Raw genomic sequence first — 19,191 nt, 5'->3', positions numbered from 1 at the left:
TGCAATTAATCACCATCGTTATCTCCAAAGGTGATGAGGATGCCCAACGAAGAAGTCATGTCCGTTTTAAGCAATACGGTTAACTTTTGCAGCTCGGTATAGGCGGCGGTAACAGCACCGGGATTAGTACGGATGTTGTCGGCCAATGGGTCTGTCAACGCCTGAAGTTTGGCAGTAGCTGTTGCAAATTGAGCTTTGATCACATCATTTAACAGTCGGCCATCGGAGTATTTTGCGTTTACATTAATCAGGTAATCATCGAGACCCAAGCCATCTTTACCCATGTAAAGGTTCTGCATAGCCTGTATGTGCAGTAATGCCAGCTGTAGTGAAATTTTAGAGTAATAAGCCTGTACTTTTTGCGGATAAGTAGTGCCCATTGACTGTGTACCGGCCGGTACACCCACCTCGTAGTTTTTCAATATCTCATAGTCGTATACCAATTGGTTAACCAGCTGACCTAGTGAGCTACCCACATCGGTACCATCAGCAGCCAGGAAAGTAGCTTTATAACTACTGTTCCATGTTGAAAGAACACTTGTGGCCGAAGTTTTAATCTCGAGCGCCAAGGCCGCGAGATACGTTTTCCGGTTTGCAGCCTTAGCATCGGCAGTGTACTGCGCTAATATCGAAGCATTGTCTGTACCCACACCAAATAGTAGGTAATCTATAGCAGGCAAACCTTTTGCAGCCAGATTGGCCAGCAATGCCGGGTTATAAGTATTTGAGATTATGTTAGTATTGATCTGGGTAATATCAGCCGGGTAGGTATTGATATTTACCCTGAAGTTAGCCTGATTAGCCGGACCGAAATCATACTCGGAAGTAGATTGCCATTGTTTATATGCCGCAACAAAAGCAGTTTGCGCTGCCGTTAATTTGGCCGCATCAGGACTCGCATTGAAAGCTACAACAGCGTCGTTAAGGGCAGATGCAGATGCCTGGAAAGATGTGTATGCAGGCAAAATAATATTGGTGCTCATGTTAGTAAGCAATCCCTTACGATCAAACTGTGTGTTGGTTTGTTTGCCATCATCGCCGCCGCTCGATTTTGAGCATGCTTGCATTAATGTTAAAACTGATGCAAATGATAAGGCCGCTATTGTAATTTTTCGCATGGTATTTATTTTATAGGAAAACCAGCCGTGTATAATGCGGCTGGTCTTGATGTTTGAAATAGGTATTAAATCCTCAATTACAGAATGTCTTTCACACTGTCGAAATTGTATTGCTTGGCAACTGCATCGCGGATAGCATTCAGCTGATCTAAAGTCAGATCGTAAAAATTCTTAGGGAACAAGGCTAGCAATGCATCGATCTGAGCGTCGGTGATTGTTTTCTTCGGATTGTATTTTAACGAATAAATAAATCCGTAACATTCAGACAGGCGGCTGTTTCTGGCAATATTGTCGTTAATAGATTCTTTAACCTCTTTTACTTCCTGCAAAGCAGCAGCACCGGTTAAACGTTCCATCGCCTGCAAAATAATGGTTGATTGCTCCTGGATGGTTTTGGTATCCTTGTGACTAATAGCCGCACGCCCTTTCAAAAATGCATCCATCAGGATCTTGTTGGCATGGTAACCAGAGTCAACCTGGGTGCTATAGCTGCCCCAGAATACCGGTTTGGGGTTGGTTTTGTTAGTGGGGAAATCAATTGCCACGCCCCAATAACCAAATGCCAAATCCCAGGCGTGCTCCAATGCCGTACTATTATTAGTGACAGTCGTATTATCAGTGGTGCCCGCATTAGCAGCAGCCATTGTGTTAACAATTTGATAAGTGATTAACCCACCCATAACTGTTTTGTTAAACACCTGGGCGTAGTTTATACCATTTGCGGTTAAGGCATATTTGGTGGCTGCATTGGCAGAGCTTGTACCCACACCTGCAACACCTCTGCTGGCTACTTTACCGGTTTGGCTAACGGCTACCAGCGTGTCAATAAATCTGGCAACGTCTGTTTGGAATAAGGTGCCAGTTTGATCTTTCACCTGAATGCCCGAAGTATTGTAGGCTGCAGTTACAAAAGGCGCGCTGGTATTGCTAAACATGTTTTTAGCTTTAGCGCCATCCACTACACCAGTGGTTGCTACTTTTTCTACGTTTTGTATTTCTACAAGCATGCCTAGGCGTGTTGTGGCGTCGGCAAAATTGGCGTTTGCAAAATTGTAGGTAGTGGGTACATCATATACCGGAACGGTATTATCGTCGTTGTTTGATTTTTTACAGCTCGCCGTAACTAAAAGCGCGACTGATAAAAGGCCTAAAACCGTAAAGTTTTTTTTCATGATTCGTGTTGAAGTAATAGTATTTTCTCAACAGCGAAATTAGATTTAGTCTAAATAGTCGACAATACCTCATATGCGGTATATTTAAAACGATTCTAAATAACGTCGTTCATGTAGTTAATCAGCAATACCAATTCGGCAGCATTCTTTAAACTGAAGCCTAGTTTTCTGGCTATATTTTTCCGGTGGGTACGGATGGTGTGGAAACTCAGATACAATTCTTCGGCAATCGCTTTATCCGACCTTCCTTCGGCAATAAGATGAATAATTTCTTTTTCACGTTGTGAAAGTTCGCTTGCGGCAGCCTTAGCATCAATCTGTATGGTGCCTGAAAGCATTTGATCTGTACGGCTGCAAAGAAACTTTTCGTCCCGATGGATATGTTGTATGGCGGTAAGAATTTCTTCTTTTGAGGCATCTTTCGAGAGGTGATTTTTGATGCCCATACCCATTAGCTTAATAACATTAACGGGTTGCCTGTTCGCCGAAATAACCATAACTTTTAGTTTAGTATGGGTACTCTTCAAAACAAGGAGGTCCTCCAGGGAAAAATCTGGCGTAAAAAAAGGATCAATTACCAATAGTTGAGGTTTCAGTTCTTTGATTATGGCATCAGCTTGCCGATAATCATCTGTGCTTACAACTACCCTGATATCTGGAATTTCGGTAAATAGCTCACGTAGCCCAACCCGGGTAATAACCTGGCCGTCAACAATAACAATATTCATATATACGATTTAGTCTAATTCTAAATACGCTGCAATATTAAGAAGGGTTGCCCACATAAACCATATTTTTAAATATAAATTTGATATAACAGACATATTAGTCAGTTATTGAAAATATCATACCGTAGTTGTGCTAAAACAAGTATGCGTGAGCCCGTGTTTAAGATACAGGTTCAACTATTTGAATACCTACGCTTCACTTAGTTAGTTATAGATAACACCATGATTAAAGACAAAATACCGACCGCATGGCCGCAGCTTAACTACCCCGATTTAAAAGACACCTTGCTAACCGTTCAATTATGGACGCAGATTGTGGGTAAGATACGGTTGGTGAATACCCCTTGGATAAACCATGCCTGGCATGTAACCTTATATGTTTCATCTCGGGGATTAACAACCGGTAGCATCCCTTACGAGGATGGCAGCTTTCAAATCGACTTTGATTTTGTAGACCATCAGCTAATAATTTCTGCCAGCAATGGTGGTACAAAGCAAATGGTGCTCGAACCCAAAACAGTGGCTAGTTTTTACCACGAATTGTTTGCATTGCTTACAGATATGGGCATAGAGGTAGACATCTACGGCAAACCCAATGAGCTAGCCGAAGCGATTCCCTTTGCCGAGGATGAGATTCACAAAAGTTATGACGCCGCGCAGATGCATAATTATTGGCAAGCCTTGGTAAGGATAGATGCTGTGTTTACGCGCTTTAGGGCTGGTTTTACTGGCAAATGCAGCCCTGTTCACTTATTTTGGGGAGCCTTTGACCTAGCTGTAACCCGATTCTCGGGCCGTACTGCCCCGCCGCATCAGGGTAGTATGCCTAATATGCCGGCACGAGTTATGCGTGAGGCTTATTCGCACGAGGTATCGAGTGCTGGTTTTTGGGGCGGTGGCGAGAGCTACCCTTTTCCAGCATTTTACTCGTATTGCTATCCTACCCCGGCCGACTATGGTAAGCAACCCGTTAAACCTACCGAAGCTTTTTACAGCGAAGAAATGGGCGAGTTCTTTCTAAATTATGATGTAGTTCAACAATCGCCCAAACCCGAAGAGATACTGCTGAGCTTTTTGAGAACAACTTACGATGCAGCCGCAACAACAGGTAACTGGGACAAACAGTTAGTTTGCAACTTAACAAGTTTCGAGAAATAGCATTATAGGTAGGGCCTGTGAATATTAACCACAGGCCCTACGTATATGATATCAATCTTAATATTTTCCTTCGCCCGACATGATCATCGAAGCCAAACGGTCGTCCAGATTATAAATATCCTTTCGGAAGTTCAGCCTTCCGTCGCGATCTACAAACGAGGTAAAATAGGCAATGTAAACAGGCACCTTTCCCTTAGTAAGGGTAACATATTGCTCGCGCCCCTGATGCATTGCCTTGTTAATTTTGTCCGATGTCCACTGCGGATAATCTTTCAGCAGAAAATTAGCAAGCTTTACGGGCTCTCCTACCCTAATACAACCATGACTAAATGCCCTAGATGTTTCGCCAAAAAGTGATTTAGCAGGTGTATCGTGCAAATAAATATTGTAGCTATTAGGAAACAAAAACTTAACCAAGCCAAGTGAGTTAGCCGGACCGGGTTTCTGCCGAACTACAGGCAAGCCACCTTCATAGCCGGTTAGCTCCATATTATGCTGGGCGAGATAATTTTTGTTACGCTTCATGCCGGGGATAATTTCGGCCTTTAAAATTCCGGGAGGTACATTCCAATACGGACTAAACACTACATATTTCACTTCGCCGTAAAACACCGTGGTTTGATGCACGGTTTGCCCAACCACCACGTTGCAACTCCACAAAAGGCTGTCAGCATGGTAAACATGTAATTTGTATTCCGGAATATTAACCGCCAGATAATCAGAATTTAAGCTAACCGGCAGCCAGCGACTGCGTTCCATATTTACCACTATCTTTTTTATCCGTTTGCTTAACGGCAAATTCAATTCGGTAATAGTGGCTGTGTTCAACAAACCATTAACATTAATTCCCTGCCTGTCCTGGTAGCTTTTTACCGCTGCCTGCAACTCAGTAGTGAATGCCTTGTTTGTGGTGTCACCTTTAAAATCTCCAAGCAAAAACAACCGTCTTTTAATGGCTGAAATTACTGCCGACGAATCGCCTACTTTATAAATTTTTGCTGCAACAATAGGTTTCCAGGCCTCGTGGGTTTCCAGGTTGCGGTATTTGCTTAGGTAACTCTTCAATAGTTGGTATTGGCGGTATACCGGGGCATCTATGCCCGCATCGCTGGCGGGTGCTTTAAGCAAACTATCCAAAAACTGGTTATAGTCAACCTTTTTGCGGGGCAGGTACCATTTGGCTGATTTACTCGCCGACTCATCCATCCCCCGCCACGCCAATTGCGAAAAAGCGAAATACTGGTAGGTGAGCATCAACTCGAGCTGAGTATCGGTTTGTTTTTTGTTGGTGCTCAGATTATTCATTAATGAATCGAGCGTGGTTTGATAAGGCAACTTTTTGTAGATGCCACTATTTTCGAGATTACCAACACGGTTAACAAGGTTAGAGGCCTGCTCAATCAGTTTACCGCCATCAAACCAGGCGTAGGCAAAATTTCTTTTCTTATAAAATCCTGTAACCTCAGTGGTATAACCCTTTAACTCTGGATAGGCTTTAACGAAAGAAGCAATTTCGGTACTGTCGAAGTGCGTTTTGGTTTGCTCGCTGAAGTTACCCCGAATGGTTTTGTCCCACTCTTTCGCAAGGGAATCTTTTGGGGCAGCATGCGGTTTCGGCTTGGGTTGCTGGCTACAGCCCGTTAAGGTACTACCAACCAAAATAACCAGTAATAGCAGTAGGTGATGGAATTGTTTTAGCCTCATATCTCTATTAAAGTTTAAGACGAATGATCTATTTGTCAACAACCCAATGTACCTCTTTTTAGCCTAACGTAAGTTGCACAAACATAATTTTAGGATGATGCAATAACATTTTGGCCATTTATTCCAGAAGGCTATAAAAATAGCATTGCTCTACTCAATTTTACCACTTTAACTCGTCTAAAACAGCAAACATTTTTTGCCTGATACTGGAGGTTTTACCACTGAAATTGTTGACGATAATAGAAAAACACAGTTCGCGACCTTTGTAAGTTTGATAGCCCGCGTAAGCAAGAACATTGTTAATATACCCGCTCTTCATGTGCATATTGTTGTATATCGGCAAGCTGTCGAAGAAGTCGCCAAACCAACTTTCTTTCCTTGCCGACTGTAGAATACGAGCCATGGTCACGGTGGTAACGCGGTTGCCCGGGGATAAACCGCTACCGTCAAAAATATTCAGCGAATTAGTATCGATGCCTCGCCCTTTCCAAAAATTACGGGTAACCGATGGATAATCTGTAGTTTTCAGCGAGTCGGCCATCGCCATTAATAATTGCTCTGCATAAAGATTAATACTCTTTTGATTGAGCCAGTATATGATCTTTCTAAGCGGTGGCGAATAATGGGTTGCCAGCACGTTACTACTCAAAATATCCCGACTATCACCAGCAGTGGTTTGCATAGTTTCAGATTCGGCTTTGCCAGTTACCGTAATACCTAAACTCTGCAATGTATCTTTCAATCTGCGGGCTGCCTCGTAAGCAGGATCGGGCAATGCAGCGGCGATCTTGTGCTTGTCCTGATCTATAGCATAAGTGCCTTGCAAAAAAACTTTATTACTGTTAACAGGCAACGTGGCATAGGCGTTATCACCCGTACCGGCAGCTCCGGTTACTAGCTGGTTTACAAACTGCAGATAAGGCATAGCCGGTACCGTACCAACCAGGGTTACTGGCTTGCTGGGCTGTGTGGGCTTTAATAAAACATCATACTGATTTTCGCGCCAGCACAAATTAGCTGGAAAAGCCCCGTAATAATTACCCATGTCCTGCCAGATCCAACCCGACGGCGGGTGATTAATTCCGGCTGCAATGATAGAACCATTGATCTTTTTAATTCCAGCTTTTTTCACGCCTTCTACAAACTCGCGAAGCACTACACTTTCTTTGGTTTCCTCCCAACGCCAACTACCTAGGGTTGGGTCGTCGCTACCTTCAATCACAATGTCGCCATTCCAGGTTCCATCAGCACCGAGTGTCCCCTGGCCACGGCTTAACTTAGTTTTAAAACGATAATCCGGACCAAGCACATTCATGGCCGTAACGGTTGTTATAGTTTTTAATGTTGATGCTGTAGCCAACCCCATGTTAGGATTAATGGTAAATACTACCTCGCCGGTTTTTGCATCAAGTATCGTTAAAGATATAGATGCATAAGTACTTTGCCCATCCTGCTGAAGCTTATTAAAAGCAGTTTGCAAATTTTGATTGAGGGTTTGGGCGTAAAGGTTGTTTACAAATAGCAGGCACATCATTAGAATAATACACCCCTTATTAAATGTTAGTGCCATGGGTTTTAGTCTACCTCTCCACTCTCGAGAGAGGAAAGCAATGCTGCTGCAATCTGCAGTGTCTTTCATTAGGGGCGTGTTCTTTAAACCTTCCTTAAACCGCACTTTCATAAACTTCTTCCCCACCATCATTCTTTACGTTCCTTTGCGAAATATAATAAATCGGGATACCTATCAGTACAATAATAAGACCGGGCCAGGTATAATCTCTTTTATAAATAACAAGCAGAATACAAAAAGCTATTCCCATTACCACATAAATGGCAGGTAAAATTGGATAGCCGAATGCCTTATATGGGCGCGGTGCATCCGGGCGTTTTATGCGGAGGATGTAGATACCGATAATGGTTAACACGTAAAAAATTACCACCACAAATGAGATCATATCCAGCAGATCGCCATACCTACCGCTCAGGCAAAGTAAAGAGGCTACCAAACATTGAATCCATAGACCGAACTCTGGTACTGCATTTTGGTTCAATGTACCTGTACGTTTAAAAAATAAGCCGTCTTTAGCCATGGTGTAATAAACACGTGCACCAGCCAGAATCAAGCCGTTGTTGCAACCAAAGGTTGATACCATGATCATCAATGCAATTACAACCGTACCCACATTGCCAAATATCACGTGCGAAGCCGCAACTGCCACACGGTCTTTCTCGGCCGAAGCAATTTCATGCATTGGCAATACAGCTGTATACATTACGTTTGCCGATACATAGATCAGCGTTACAATGAGCGTACCTAAAAACAGGCTTAAGCCCACGTTACGTTGCGGGTTCTTCATTTCACCGGCAATAAAGGTTACGCTGTTCCAGGCATCACTGCTGAAAATTGAGCCCACCATTGATGCAGCAATAGCACCAAGTGCGGAAGTTAAGCCTAAGCCTACCACTGTTCCCTTTGTATCAAGCGAATGAATGTTCCAGGCGTTAGTCCAGTTGGCATGCCATACATCACCCTTGAACATAATAAAGCCAAAGATGATCAACCCGAATAAACTGGCCAGCTTAGTTAAGGTAAAGGTGGTTTGGATGATCTTACCTGTTTTAACTCCGCGGGTATTGATATAAGTAAGCAGGATAATTAGTAATATAGATACGATCTGCGCTGAAGTGATTTTAAAGTCATAACTACCGATCAGGAGATGAGTCACAACATAATCCTCACTAACCAAATAACTCAAGCTTGGAGGCATTATATATGCAGTAAATTTAGAAAATGCCACCCCTACCGCAGCAATGGTGCCGGTTTGTATTACTGCAAAGAAACTCCAACCGTATAAAAATGCAATTAGTTTATTGTAAGCCTCTTTTAAGTATACATATTGTCCGCCAGCTTTGGGGAACATGGCGCTTAATTCGCCATAACTTACGGCTGCGGTTAGTGTCATGAAACCGGTGAGTAACCAGATAACAATAAGCCAGCCTGCAGAGCCAACATGCCTGGTAATATCTGCGCTAACAATAAAGATACCCGAACCTATCATAGAACCTGCTACCAGCATAGTGCCGTCAAGCAAGCCCAGTTCGTGTTTCATTTCTTTTTTCTCGGGGGTGTGTTCCATCAATAGTTTTTTGTGATTTGGAGCCCTAAGCTATTTAAAAAAATTTAGATGCCGTAAAACGCGCTATAAATTCAGCTTCAAATACTTGCAAGTCCCAAAAATTTTACGAACATTCGTTTTATACCAATTATAACAAACTGACTTTATGGATTTTCTAAACTCTTACTTAATTTACCTGATCCCGGTATTCGGGCTCATCGGCATTGCCGCCATGATAGGTAAGGCCGCTTGGGTTACCAAACAAGACGCCGGCGATGAGGGCATGAAACAACTCGCTGGCTACATTGCAGATGGTGCTATGGCATTTCTGCGGGCAGAATGGAAAGTGATGGGCTACTTTGCCATTATTGCCGTTATTTTATTAGCGTACTCGGGCACTACGGTATCTACCTCCAGCCCGGTGATTGCCGTGTCTTTTATTATCGGGGCGTTACTATCTGCGTTTGCAGGCTTTCTGGGGATGCGCATTGCTACTAAAGCCAATGTACGTACCACGCAGGCTGCAAAAACAAGTTTGGCCAAAGCGCTTAAAGTATCTTTTACAGGCGGCACCGTGATGGGCCTTGGTGTTGCCGGTTTAGCTGTTTTAGGTATTGGTTCTTTATTTATTGTTTTCTACACTATTTATGTTAAAAACGTACACGGTAACGTTAACGGCGAAGAAATGCAGAAAGCCCTTGAGGTTTTAGCTGGCTTCTCATTGGGTGCCGAGTCTATTGCGTTATTTGCGCGTGTAGGCGGTGGTATCTACACCAAAGCTGCCGATGTTGGCGCCGACCTGGTGGGCAAGGTTGAAGCCGGTATACCTGAAGACGATGTACGCAACCCGGCCACCATTGCCGATAACGTAGGCGATAACGTGGGCGACGTAGCCGGCATGGGGGCCGATTTGTTCGGCTCGTACGTTGCGACGATGCTAGCCACTATGGTATTGGGCAGGGAGATTGTTTCGCACGATAATTTTGGTGGAATTGCTCCGGTACTTTTACCGATGCTGATTGCTGGTATCGGTTTAATATTTTCGATCATCAGCGCCTCCTTTGTTCGCATTACCAAAGAAACAGACAGTGTGCAAAACGCCTTGAATGTAGGCAACTGGATGGCTATTGTGTTAACAGCAATCGCTACATTTTTTGCCGTGAAATGGTTGCTCCCCGAGGGCAATTTGTACCTCACCCGCGACCTGGATATGAGTGGAAATATTAAGGCGGGGTCGTTGGTGTTTACAAAAACCGGAGTATTCCTTTCGATAGTGGTTGGATTAATTGTGGGCACGCTGATGTCGATAATTACGGAATATTATACAGCCATGGGCAAACGCCCGGTGATGACCATTATCAGGCAATCGTCTACCGGCCATGCTACCAATATTATTGCCGGTTTAGCCGTGGGGATGGAGTCGACTGTGTTGCCAATCATTGTACTGGCTGCCGGTATTTTCGGATCGTATCACTTTGCAGGTTTGTATGGCGTAGCTATTGCAGCTGCCGGGATGATGGCAACTACTGCCATGCAGTTAGCTATCGACGCATTCGGACCAATTGCCGATAATGCTGGTGGTATTGCCGAAATGAACCAGCTGCCCGAAGAAGTACGCCACCGTACCGACAACCTCGATGCTGTGGGTAATACTACTGCTGCTACAGGTAAAGGTTTTGCTATTGCTTCCGCAGCATTAACATCACTGGCCTTATTTGCAGCCTTTGTGGGTGTTGCCGGAATAGATCATATAGATATTTATAAAGCGGATGTACTTGCCGGATTATTTGTGGGTGGCATGATCCCATTCATATTTTCGGCATTGGCTATTGCCGCGGTAGGCCGTGCAGCTATGGCTATGGTTGAAGAGGTTCGCCGCCAGTTTAGGGAAATACCAGGTATAATGGAATATAAGGCTAAACCAGAGTACGAAAAATGCGTGGCAATTTCGACTCAGGCATCCATCCGTGAAATGATAGCCCCGGGAGCAATCGCATTGATAACACCTATCATTATCGGTTTTGCATTTGGTCCCGAAGTATTGGGCGGTTTGTTGGCTGGTGTAACCGTATCGGGCGTGTTGATGGGTATGTTTCAAAGTAATGCCGGTGGTGCATGGGATAACGCCAAAAAATCATTCGAGAAAGGTGTAGTTATCAATGGCGAAACCTTCTACAAAAAATCAGAACCACACAAAGCGTCAGTTACAGGCGATACCGTTGGCGATCCATTTAAAGATACCTCAGGTCCCTCGATGAATATCCTGATCAAACTCATGTCTATTGTTTCCTTAGTTATTGCGCCTCATTTACATAAAGAGGTAAATACTAATAAGCATATCCAGAAAGAGATCAAAATACAATCCATGATTGTACATGTAGATAAAACGCAGAAGAAAGCATAAAGGAAAAGGGAGGTATTGCCTCCCTTTTCTATTTTATCGTTATAAACCTTCTCAAGTCAAATCAAATTTCGATTAACATTATCCTACCAGTTTTATAGTCTTTCGGCAAAAAATCACCAATAAGAATAAGCGATAGACTGTCAATTTCACTTAACCATACTTTTTGGTAGTTTTTGATTACAAATTTGTGTCAAAACAACACTTTGCAAATACATTAACTGCTCAAAAACACAACAATACATATTTTCAGTGCAATTGTTTTCTTATTGTTGATTGTTACAAGCACGCTTTTCCTTTTTTGGAGAAAATTAAGTACGTTTGGTGCTGCTAAACATGATTAAATCCTTACAACTGATCAAAAACAATGAGTTTATTTATTAAGAAGTCCATTCAGTCGTTACTGGCAGCATCTGCCGAGTCTGAGAAGACCTTAAAGCGTACGCTTGGTCCAACGGCTCTAATTGCGTTGGGTATAGGCGCCATTATAGGTGCTGGCTTATTTGTACGTACGGCAGCGGCTGCAGGTGGCAACGCAGGACCTGCGGTTACTATTTCATTCATCATAGCCGCTGTAGGTTGCGCCTTGGCGGGTTTATGCTATGCAGAGTTTGCAAGTATGATCCCAATTGCAGGTAGTGCCTACACCTATTCATACGCCACCATGGGCGAGTTTATTGCATGGATCATCGGCTGGGATTTAGTTCTCGAATACGCGTTAGGCGCCGCCACTGTTGCTATCGGCTGGTCGCAATACCTCAATGATCTGCTCCAAACGTTTTTTGGGCTCTCCATACCTTATGAATGGAGCCACTCTCCGTTCCAGGTATCAGACGCGGGCGTTCACGGCCTGGTTAACTTGCCTGCTATCTTCATTATCTTTTTACTGACCTTATTGCTAATACGCGGTACTGCAGAATCTGCAGCTGTGAATAACATTATCGTATTAGTAAAAGTAGCGATCGTACTACTGATCATTGGTTTTGGCTGGCAGTTTATTAACCCTGCAAACCATACACCATACATGATCCCTGCTGATGCGGGAAGCATTAAATTAAATACCGGTGTAATGCACAACTATGCCGACTCGGGCAACCACGGTTGGTTTGGGGTATTACGTGGTGCAAGTATCGTATTCTTTGCTTTCATCGGTTTCGATGCGGTGTCAACTGCTGCGCAGGAAGCTAAAAACCCACAGAAAGATATGCCAATGGGTATCTTAATTTCTTTGGTTATTTGTACTGCATTATACATCTTATTCTCACACGTATTAACTGGTATAGCTTCTTACAAAGAGTTTTTAACCCAAGGCAGCGAAGCCTCAGTTTCTTATGCAATCCGCAATCACATGCCGGGTTACGAGTGGTTAGCTAAACTGGTAACAGTGGCAATCCTGGCAGGTTTCTCGTCGGTAATCCTGGTGATGTTAATGGGCCAAACCCGCGTATTTTACACCATGAGTACTGATGGTTTGGTACCGGGCGTATTTTCTAAATTGCACCCAAAATTCCGCACGCCGTACAAATCACAATGGTTATTTTTCGTGTTTGTATCTATATTCGCGGGCTTTGTGCCAGATAGCATCGTGGGCGACATGGTGAGCATCGGTACCCTGTTTGCATTCGTACTGGTATGCGTAGGTATCTTTATTTTGCGTAAAACAGACCCTAACATTAACCGCCCTTTTAAAACGCCTTTATACTACATCGTTTGTCCATTAGGTGCAATAGTTTGTTTGTTTATGATTGCGAGCGAAGGCTGGGAAAACTGGGCGCGTTTAATTGTATGGCTCATCATCGGCTTTATCGTTTATTTTACTTACAGTATTAAAAACTCAAAAGTACGCCATGGCATCAATGAGATCCCTAACGATCCGCCAAATCCAAAATATGTTGAATAATACATATTTTTATTAATATTGAAAGGTCCTGCGAAAGCAGGGCCTTTTTTGTTGATATTGCCTTACAATTATGAAAATCGCTTTAACATCTCCCCCATTTCCAAAATCAATTGCCGACGGCCTATATTGGGTAAACAAATTAGCCGAAGAAGCGGCCGGTAAAGGAGCAGCGATCATATGCTTTCCCGAATCATACATACCCGGCTACCCAGCCGAAGAGTTTGAGGTGGAAAGCCATTCACAAGCAAAATTGCAAGCAGCTTTGGAAAGAGCCTGTGAGATTGCGAAACAACACCATATAGCAATTATTATCCCGATGGATTGGGAACTGCCGGATGGTATTTTCAACGTTGCCTTTGTAATTTCGGAAGAAGGTGAAGTAATGGGTTATCAAACTAAGAACCAGCTCGACCCTTCAGAAGACGAACGATGGATACCAGGCACCGAGCGGCATATATTTGAAGTAAAAGGCGTAAAATTTGGCATTGTAATTTGCCACGAAGGTTTCAGATATCCGGAGACGGTGAGATTACTGGCACGCCGGGGTGCCAAAATAGTTTTCCATCCACATTTTGCAGGCAGCAATAAGCAAGGCACCAAACCCGTTGTATGGGGACATCCTGATAACCCTTACTACGAAAAAGCCATGATGATGCGTTCGATTGAGAATACGATCTATTTTGCCAGCGTAAACTGCGCAACAGATTTTCCGGAGTCGGCCACTACTTTAATCGCCCCCGATGGCAAGTACATCGCACATCAGCCCTACGGCGAAGTTGGCGTATTAGTAGCCGAAATAAACCCCGAATTAGCTACAGGATACTTAGCAAACAGATTAAAACCACAACTTTATCAGCAATAATTTCTAATGAAAGGCGATAAAAATCTGTGGGTACTTATTGTTGTATGCATTATCAACTCGCTTGGGTTTGGCATCATCGTACCGCTGATTTACTCGTATGGCAAAACCTTTGGTGTTACTCAGCAAACCATTGGGTTTTTAACTGCCTCTTTTTCTATTGCCCAATTTTTTGCAACGCCATTACTGGGCGCCATATCTGATAAATGGGGCCGCAAACCAGTATTGGCTATCAGCCTGGCAGGCACCTGTCTTTCATTTATTTTATTCGCTACGGCACATAGTTTAGCTATGCTGTTTATAGCCCGAATACTAGATGGTATTACCGGCGGAAATATCTCGGTAGCGCAAGCCATGATATCCGACTCGACAACGGCTAAAGACCGGGCTAAAAGGTTTGGCTACCTCAGTTCGGCATTTGGTTTTGGCTTTGTATGCGGGCCGGCGGTAGGTGGTTTACTAAGCAAATTCGGCATGCAATTTCCTTTCTATTTTGCTGCGGGTATTGCCTTGTTGGGAACACTTGCCACCGTATTTTTATTGAAAGAAACCTACACTAAAGAAAAACGAGCAGAAAGTGAAAAGACTCGCTTTACATTCGTGTCGCTGGTAACGGTAATGAAGAAACCCGTAATAGGTACCGCGGTTTTTACCGGTTTTTTGCTTACCATGGCGCAGTTTACCATGATCATCGGCTTCCAGACCTTTAGCGTGGATGTGCTGAATATAGATCCCACCAAAATTGGCTTATTTTACGCCGGGTTTGGAGTTACGGGCATTATAATGCAAATGTGTGTGCCGTTGTTCACAAAAATATTTTCGTCAAAATCAGTTATCTTACTGTTTTCAACCATGGTATGCCTCGGTGCCATGTTTATGGCCGGCTTTACACAAACATTTGTTTTGTTTGCAGCCTGCCTTTTTGTTTATGGTTTGTTTAACGGCTTACGCAACCCGATGCTAAATGCCATTATTGCCGATCATAACGACCCGCGGAAGCAAGGTGAGATATTGGGTGTTAACCAATCATACGCTTCTATAGGCCAAACACTTGGACCCGTTGGAGCGGGATTAATCAGCGCTATCTCCATCCATTCGGTATTTTTTCTGGCTGCATTTTATATTTTAATGGGTTTTTTACTTACTTTCAGATTGAAATCTAAAGAACAACAAAACCGAATAGAGTGAGCTATTTCAATATCCAGCAAATAATTTCCGTAACTATGATCCTGTTTGCCATCATAGATGTGCTTGGGACCATACCGGTTATTATCGAACTCAGGAAACGTGTTGGACATATACAATCTGAAAAAGCCAGTCTTGCTGCTTTGGTTTTGATGGTAGGTTTCTTGTTTGCCGGGGAAGGGATTTTGAAGGTGATCGGTCTCGATATTGCTTCATTCGCCATTGCCGGTTCCTTGGTAATCTTTATTATCGCGATGGAAATGATCTTAGGCATCAATCTATTTAAGGAAGAGATGCCTACTACCGTATCTATCGTGCCTATTGCATTCCCGTTAGTTGCCGGTGCAGGTACTATGACTACCCTGCTCTCCTTAAAATCTCAGTACGAAACCCAAAACATTGTGGTAGGTATTGTGCTCAACACTACCGTGGTTTACCTCGTGCTTAAAAACGTAAAATGGCTCGAAAAACTGCTCGGCCCAACCGGCGTAAACATTCTGCGTAAAGCTTTTGGCGTAATCTTATTGGCTATTGCGATTAAGCTGTTCAGAAGCAATACTCATTTGTAAGAGAGTCAAGAATCGAGAATCAGGAATCAAGACTTTATTTTATTTCTTTCGAGGTGCGAGAAATCTTATACAGCTGATATACCGACAGTACAAGATCTCTCCTTCGTCGAGATGACACCTTTTTACACCGGAGATAAGTTGAATCAGGAAGACTCACTGCCCCTACTTATTCAACTCGTCAATCAGGTTTTTACTAAGCGTATTAAAATAGCGCTTAACGCCAAACCCCATCACCCATTGGATGCCACGGGTGGCATTAGTTAAGAAAACCTCTTCTGCCTCGTATAGGATATTAGGATTAATTTGCGCTTCGGTAACCGGGATCTCCAGTTTTAAGGCCAAATCTATGACTACCTTTCGCATAATACCGCCCACGCAGCCCTCGCTTAGTGCCGGGGTATATAAATGGTTATTGTACCACACAAATATGTTAGAACTGATAGCCTCGCACAAAAATCCGTTTTGATTTAGCAAAAAAGCGTCGTCGAGTTTATTTTGCGTTTTAAAGATGCCTGCCATGATATACGTTAGCGAATTGCAGGTTTTATAATTGGACAGGTAGTTTAATGGCTTGGTTAACTCGGTAAACACGTCCATAATGAGGCCGCGATTATTCAGTTCATAACGCGCATCGTCCATGGGTTCTATTTCCATGCAATAAGCCGCTTTATTATCTGACGGTGTGTATAAACCACCAGAATCTCGATAAACAGTCAATCGCAAACGACCGTTCTTAATTTTGTTGCGGGTTGCCAGATCTGCAGCTTTCTCTTTCAAAAACCATTCGTCCATTTGCGAATAGCCCTCAATTTTAAGGGCTTTCATGCCGCCGGTAAGGCGCTCGACATGAAGATCGGGAAATTGCAATTGCCCCTTTATAAGACGCATGCTCTCGAAAATGCCATCCCCATATCTGAAAGAACGATTGGCCACGGTAAGCACTTTGCTGTCGGCAGGGATAAGCTCCCCGTTAAAATTGATAAAAAGCGGATTCATTTATTTATGCAGAACAAATATTTAGGAGTTTTGATCTGCTGGAGTGCCAATATATTTTCGCCACTTGGTTAAAACCGATTCAAAGTCCTGAGGCAAAGCAGATTCGAAATGAATATATTCTTTTTTCGACGGATGTTTAAATCCTAAAGTTTGGGCATGCAAGGCCTGGCGGGGCATTAGCTCAAAGCAATTCTCTACAAACTGTTTATACTTACCAAACATAGTGCCTTTTAATATCTTGTCGCCCCCATAAGTAGCATCGCTAAACAACGGATGACCTATATGCCTCATGTGCGCACGAATCTGATGTGTACGACCTGTTTCCAATTGGCATTCAATCAAAGTTACATAGCTAAAACGTTCGAGTACTTTATAATGCGTTACAGACCATTTTCCTTTCTCCGGGTCATCATATATAGACATAACGCGCCTGTCGTTAACACTCCTACCGATGTAACCTGTTACGGTTCCATCTTCTCGTAAATCGCCCCAAACCAGTGCAATATATTTACGGGTGATGCTATGATCAAAAAACTGGCGGGCAAGATAGGTCATAGAGCGCTCGTTCTTGCTGATTAGCAGTAAGCCCGACGTGTCCTTATCAATACGGTGTACCAAGCCCGGGCGACCATCGTTACCCGGTAATTGTGGCAATTGTTGAAAGTGATATACCAAGCCGTTAACCAGTGTGCCGGTATAATTATTATAACCAGGATGCACCACCATACCGGCAGGTTTATTTATTACCAGCACATCATCATCTTCATACACAATATCCAGCGGAATATTTTCAGGGTAAACCTCGGTATCACGCGGTGGATGTGGCAAAACCACGGATATTACATCATTAGGCTTTACCTTATAACTGGACTTGATCTCTTTCTGATTAACCAGTACATTTCCCTGCTCTATCGCGTTTTGAATACGGTTGCGGGTCGCGTTCTCCACACGCGACATTAAAAATTTATCGACACGCAGCAGCGACTGGCCTTTATCTACTACGATGCGAAAATGCTCATACAGATCCTGTTCTTCCTGTTCGTATGAATCTGTTTCTTCTATCATTGCTGCAAAAATAATCGTTTTTTAATAAGTATGGGGTATTGTAGTTTTTGTAATAAAATTACTTTTGCACGCATTAAGCAACCTGCTAATAATTTAAACAGTATCTAACTGCGAGCTGTTATATTTTTTTGCCCATACTACTATGAAAAACAAGTTTTTATCCGCTACTGCCCTATTTATATTGCTATCTGCCGCCACTGTTAAAGCCCAGGGAGGATTTAACATTTTGATTAAATCGGGCCCGCAAGATGCCACTAAATTAGTTGACGCCTACGGCCTCCCTTTTTTTAAAGGCTTGGGCATGGGCATGAATAGTGGTTGGACCAATACCGCCAAGACCAACGGTCTATTACATTTCGATTTGCGAATTACAGGTACAGCCGTATTTGTTCCGGATGCCGACAAAACGTTTGATGTTACTAAGATCGGTCTTTCCAATAATATACGACCAGATAATGCCGCCAATGTGATAGCTCCCACTTTTAGCGGAAATACCAAAATAGATGGCCCTTTGATGAATATTTATGATGACAATGGCAATAAAGTCAGTTCGTTTACCTTACCTAAAGGACAGCTATCATCGGTTGTGCCGGCTCCACAACTACAACTTACGGTTGGGCTTATCCAAAACACCGATGTTACCGTAAGAGCCATACCCAAAGTTAAAATAAGCGACAAAATAGGTTCGGCATCAATGCTGGGGTTTGGTATTAAGCATGACATCATACAGGATTTCGCAGGGGCAGGCCATCCAATACCATTCGATCTTGCATTCGCATTCAGTTATAATCGGCTTAATTATAGCAAATCACTCAACGTACAACCAGAAGATGGAGCTGAGCCCGCCAATGCACAACAGTCGACTGATTTTAGCAACCAGTCAATCGAGGGACACATGAACAGCTTTTTATTTGAAGCGATTGTATCTAAACAAATCCTGTTTTTTACACCCTACATTGCTGCTGGGTACAATACTGCTAAAACCGATGTAAGCTTTGTGGGTAATTATCCTATAACGTCAAACGAAGTACCTGTTATCAATCAAAAATTTTATAACACTTATAAAGATCCGGTAAAGATTAACGAGCGTAATGTGAATGCAATAAGTGCCGAAATCGGCTTTCAACTTAAACTACCTATATTTAGGTTTTACGCCTCGTACGGAATTTTAGACAGCTATAGAATGGTTAACGCGGGCATAGGTTTTGGTATTTAAATAC

At 43.1% G+C, this 19,191-nt stretch carries 15 protein-coding genes; 7 read left to right on the top strand and 8 right to left on the bottom strand.

From position 1 onward, the window contains the following. Positions 1–5: 5 nt before the first annotated feature. From GSY63_RS04220 to GSY63_RS04210, 3 genes are all read right to left on the bottom strand, one after another. Complete coding sequence (locus tag GSY63_RS04220) at positions 6–1,118, bottom strand: imelysin family protein (protein ID WP_166584577.1); 1,113 nt, start codon at positions 1,116–1,118, stop codon at positions 6–8. 77 nt (positions 1,119–1,195) lie between these two features. After that, positions 1,196–2,290: a DUF4856 domain-containing protein gene (locus GSY63_RS04215; RefSeq protein ID WP_166584576.1), complete on the bottom strand. Its 1,095-nt coding sequence runs from the start codon at positions 2,288–2,290 to the stop codon at positions 1,196–1,198. A 95-nt stretch (positions 2,291–2,385) separates the two neighbouring features. Further along, on the bottom strand, positions 2,386–3,018 hold the full coding sequence (locus GSY63_RS04210; RefSeq protein WP_166584575.1) for a response regulator transcription factor: 633 nt from the start codon (positions 3,016–3,018) through the stop codon (positions 2,386–2,388). 222 nt (positions 3,019–3,240) lie between these two features. Here GSY63_RS04210 and GSY63_RS04205 point away from each other — a divergent pair, with 222 nt between their 5' ends. Beyond that, positions 3,241–4,176 (top strand): DUF5996 family protein, encoded by a 936-nt coding sequence (locus GSY63_RS04205; RefSeq protein ID WP_166584574.1) that lies wholly within the window; start codon positions 3,241–3,243, stop codon positions 4,174–4,176. A gap of 57 nt (positions 4,177–4,233) precedes the next feature. Here GSY63_RS04205 and GSY63_RS04200 read toward each other — a convergent pair whose 3' ends face one another. From GSY63_RS04200 to GSY63_RS04190, 3 genes are all read right to left on the bottom strand, one after another. Next, a complete protein-coding gene (locus GSY63_RS04200; protein WP_166584573.1) occupies positions 4,234–5,880 on the bottom strand; it encodes a L,D-transpeptidase family protein in 1,647 nt (548 codons plus the stop codon). A 160-nt stretch (positions 5,881–6,040) separates the two neighbouring features. Continuing rightward, positions 6,041–7,519 carry a D-alanyl-D-alanine carboxypeptidase/D-alanyl-D-alanine endopeptidase gene (gene dacB / locus GSY63_RS04195; protein ID WP_243749151.1) on the bottom strand — a complete coding sequence of 493 codons (1,479 nt, stop codon included), beginning with the start codon at positions 7,517–7,519 and terminating at the stop codon, positions 6,041–6,043. A gap of 25 nt (positions 7,520–7,544) precedes the next feature. Beyond that, on the bottom strand, positions 7,545–9,017 hold the full coding sequence (locus GSY63_RS04190; RefSeq protein ID WP_166584572.1) for an APC family permease: 1,473 nt from the start codon (positions 9,015–9,017) through the stop codon (positions 7,545–7,547). 145 nt (positions 9,018–9,162) lie between these two features. Here GSY63_RS04190 and GSY63_RS04185 point away from each other — a divergent pair, with 145 nt between their 5' ends. From GSY63_RS04185 to GSY63_RS04165, 5 genes are all read left to right on the top strand, one after another. After that, positions 9,163–11,400 carry a sodium-translocating pyrophosphatase gene (locus GSY63_RS04185; protein WP_166584571.1) on the top strand — a complete coding sequence of 746 codons (2,238 nt, stop codon included), beginning with the start codon at positions 9,163–9,165 and terminating at the stop codon, positions 11,398–11,400. A 364-nt stretch (positions 11,401–11,764) separates the two neighbouring features. Then, entirely contained in the window at positions 11,765–13,297 is a 1,533-nt protein-coding gene (locus GSY63_RS04180; RefSeq protein ID WP_166584570.1) for an amino acid permease, read from the top strand. A gap of 70 nt (positions 13,298–13,367) precedes the next feature. Next, positions 13,368–14,159 carry a carbon-nitrogen hydrolase family protein gene (locus GSY63_RS04175; RefSeq protein ID WP_166584569.1) on the top strand — a complete coding sequence of 264 codons (792 nt, stop codon included), beginning with the start codon at positions 13,368–13,370 and terminating at the stop codon, positions 14,157–14,159. Positions 14,160–14,165: 6 nt separating this feature from the next. After that, positions 14,166–15,344 (top strand): MFS transporter, encoded by a 1,179-nt coding sequence (locus GSY63_RS04170; RefSeq protein ID WP_166584568.1) that lies wholly within the window; start codon positions 14,166–14,168, stop codon positions 15,342–15,344. Next, positions 15,341–15,910 carry a MarC family protein gene (locus tag GSY63_RS04165; protein ID WP_317168539.1) on the top strand — a complete coding sequence of 190 codons (570 nt, stop codon included), beginning with the start codon at positions 15,341–15,343 and terminating at the stop codon, positions 15,908–15,910. The genes GSY63_RS04170 and GSY63_RS04165 overlap by 4 nt, the downstream gene beginning before the upstream one ends. A 162-nt stretch (positions 15,911–16,072) precedes the next feature. On the opposite strand, the gene GSY63_RS04160 is transcribed toward GSY63_RS04165, so the two are convergent. Together GSY63_RS04160 and GSY63_RS04155 are read right to left on the bottom strand one after the other, a co-directional pair. Continuing rightward, positions 16,073–16,906 carry an aminotransferase class IV gene (locus GSY63_RS04160; RefSeq protein WP_166584566.1) on the bottom strand — a complete coding sequence of 278 codons (834 nt, stop codon included), beginning with the start codon at positions 16,904–16,906 and terminating at the stop codon, positions 16,073–16,075. 21 nt (positions 16,907–16,927) lie between these two features. Next, positions 16,928–17,971: an RluA family pseudouridine synthase gene (locus GSY63_RS04155; RefSeq protein WP_166584565.1), complete on the bottom strand. Its 1,044-nt coding sequence runs from the start codon at positions 17,969–17,971 to the stop codon at positions 16,928–16,930. Positions 17,972–18,113: 142 nt separating this feature from the next. On the opposite strand from GSY63_RS04155, the gene GSY63_RS04150 reads away from it, so the two are divergent. Then, positions 18,114–19,187 (top strand): DUF6588 family protein, encoded by a 1,074-nt coding sequence (locus tag GSY63_RS04150; protein WP_166584564.1) that lies wholly within the window; start codon positions 18,114–18,116, stop codon positions 19,185–19,187. The last annotated feature ends 4 nt before the right edge of the window (positions 19,188–19,191 follow it).

Source organism: Mucilaginibacter agri, assembly GCF_009928685.1.
Taxonomy (GTDB): domain Bacteria; phylum Bacteroidota; class Bacteroidia; order Sphingobacteriales; family Sphingobacteriaceae; genus Mucilaginibacter; species Mucilaginibacter agri.
The sequence above is the reverse complement of the archived record's forward strand: the minus strand, read 5'-3'. Positions and strand labels throughout refer to the sequence as shown.

Bases quoted from the DNA above. Each gene is read 5' to 3' on its own strand.
- GSY63_RS04220 (WP_166584577.1), bottom strand. From the start codon at position 1,118: ATGCGAAAAATTACAATAGCGGCCTTATCATTTGCATCAGTTTTAACA.
- GSY63_RS04215 (WP_166584576.1), bottom strand. From the start codon at position 2,290: ATGAAAAAAAACTTTACGGTTTTAGGCCTTTTATCAGTCGCGCTTTTA.
- GSY63_RS04210 (WP_166584575.1), bottom strand. From the start codon at position 3,018: ATGAATATTGTTATTGTTGACGGCCAGGTTATTACCCGGGTTGGGCTA.
- GSY63_RS04205 (WP_166584574.1), top strand. From the start codon at position 3,241: ATGATTAAAGACAAAATACCGACCGCATGGCCGCAGCTTAACTACCCC.
- GSY63_RS04200 (WP_166584573.1), bottom strand. From the start codon at position 5,880: ATGAGGCTAAAACAATTCCATCACCTACTGCTATTACTGGTTATTTTG.
- dacB (WP_243749151.1), bottom strand. From the start codon at position 7,519: ATGAAAGACACTGCAGATTGCAGCAGCATTGCTTTCCTCTCTCGAGAG.
- GSY63_RS04190 (WP_166584572.1), bottom strand. From the start codon at position 9,017: ATGGAACACACCCCCGAGAAAAAAGAAATGAAACACGAACTGGGCTTG.
- GSY63_RS04185 (WP_166584571.1), top strand. From the start codon at position 9,163: ATGGATTTTCTAAACTCTTACTTAATTTACCTGATCCCGGTATTCGGG.
- GSY63_RS04180 (WP_166584570.1), top strand. From the start codon at position 11,765: ATGAGTTTATTTATTAAGAAGTCCATTCAGTCGTTACTGGCAGCATCT.
- GSY63_RS04175 (WP_166584569.1), top strand. From the start codon at position 13,368: ATGAAAATCGCTTTAACATCTCCCCCATTTCCAAAATCAATTGCCGAC.
- GSY63_RS04170 (WP_166584568.1), top strand. From the start codon at position 14,166: ATGAAAGGCGATAAAAATCTGTGGGTACTTATTGTTGTATGCATTATC.
- GSY63_RS04160 (WP_166584566.1), bottom strand. From the start codon at position 16,906: ATGAATCCGCTTTTTATCAATTTTAACGGGGAGCTTATCCCTGCCGAC.
- GSY63_RS04155 (WP_166584565.1), bottom strand. From the start codon at position 17,971: ATGATAGAAGAAACAGATTCATACGAACAGGAAGAACAGGATCTGTAT.
- GSY63_RS04150 (WP_166584564.1), top strand. From the start codon at position 18,114: ATGAAAAACAAGTTTTTATCCGCTACTGCCCTATTTATATTGCTATCT.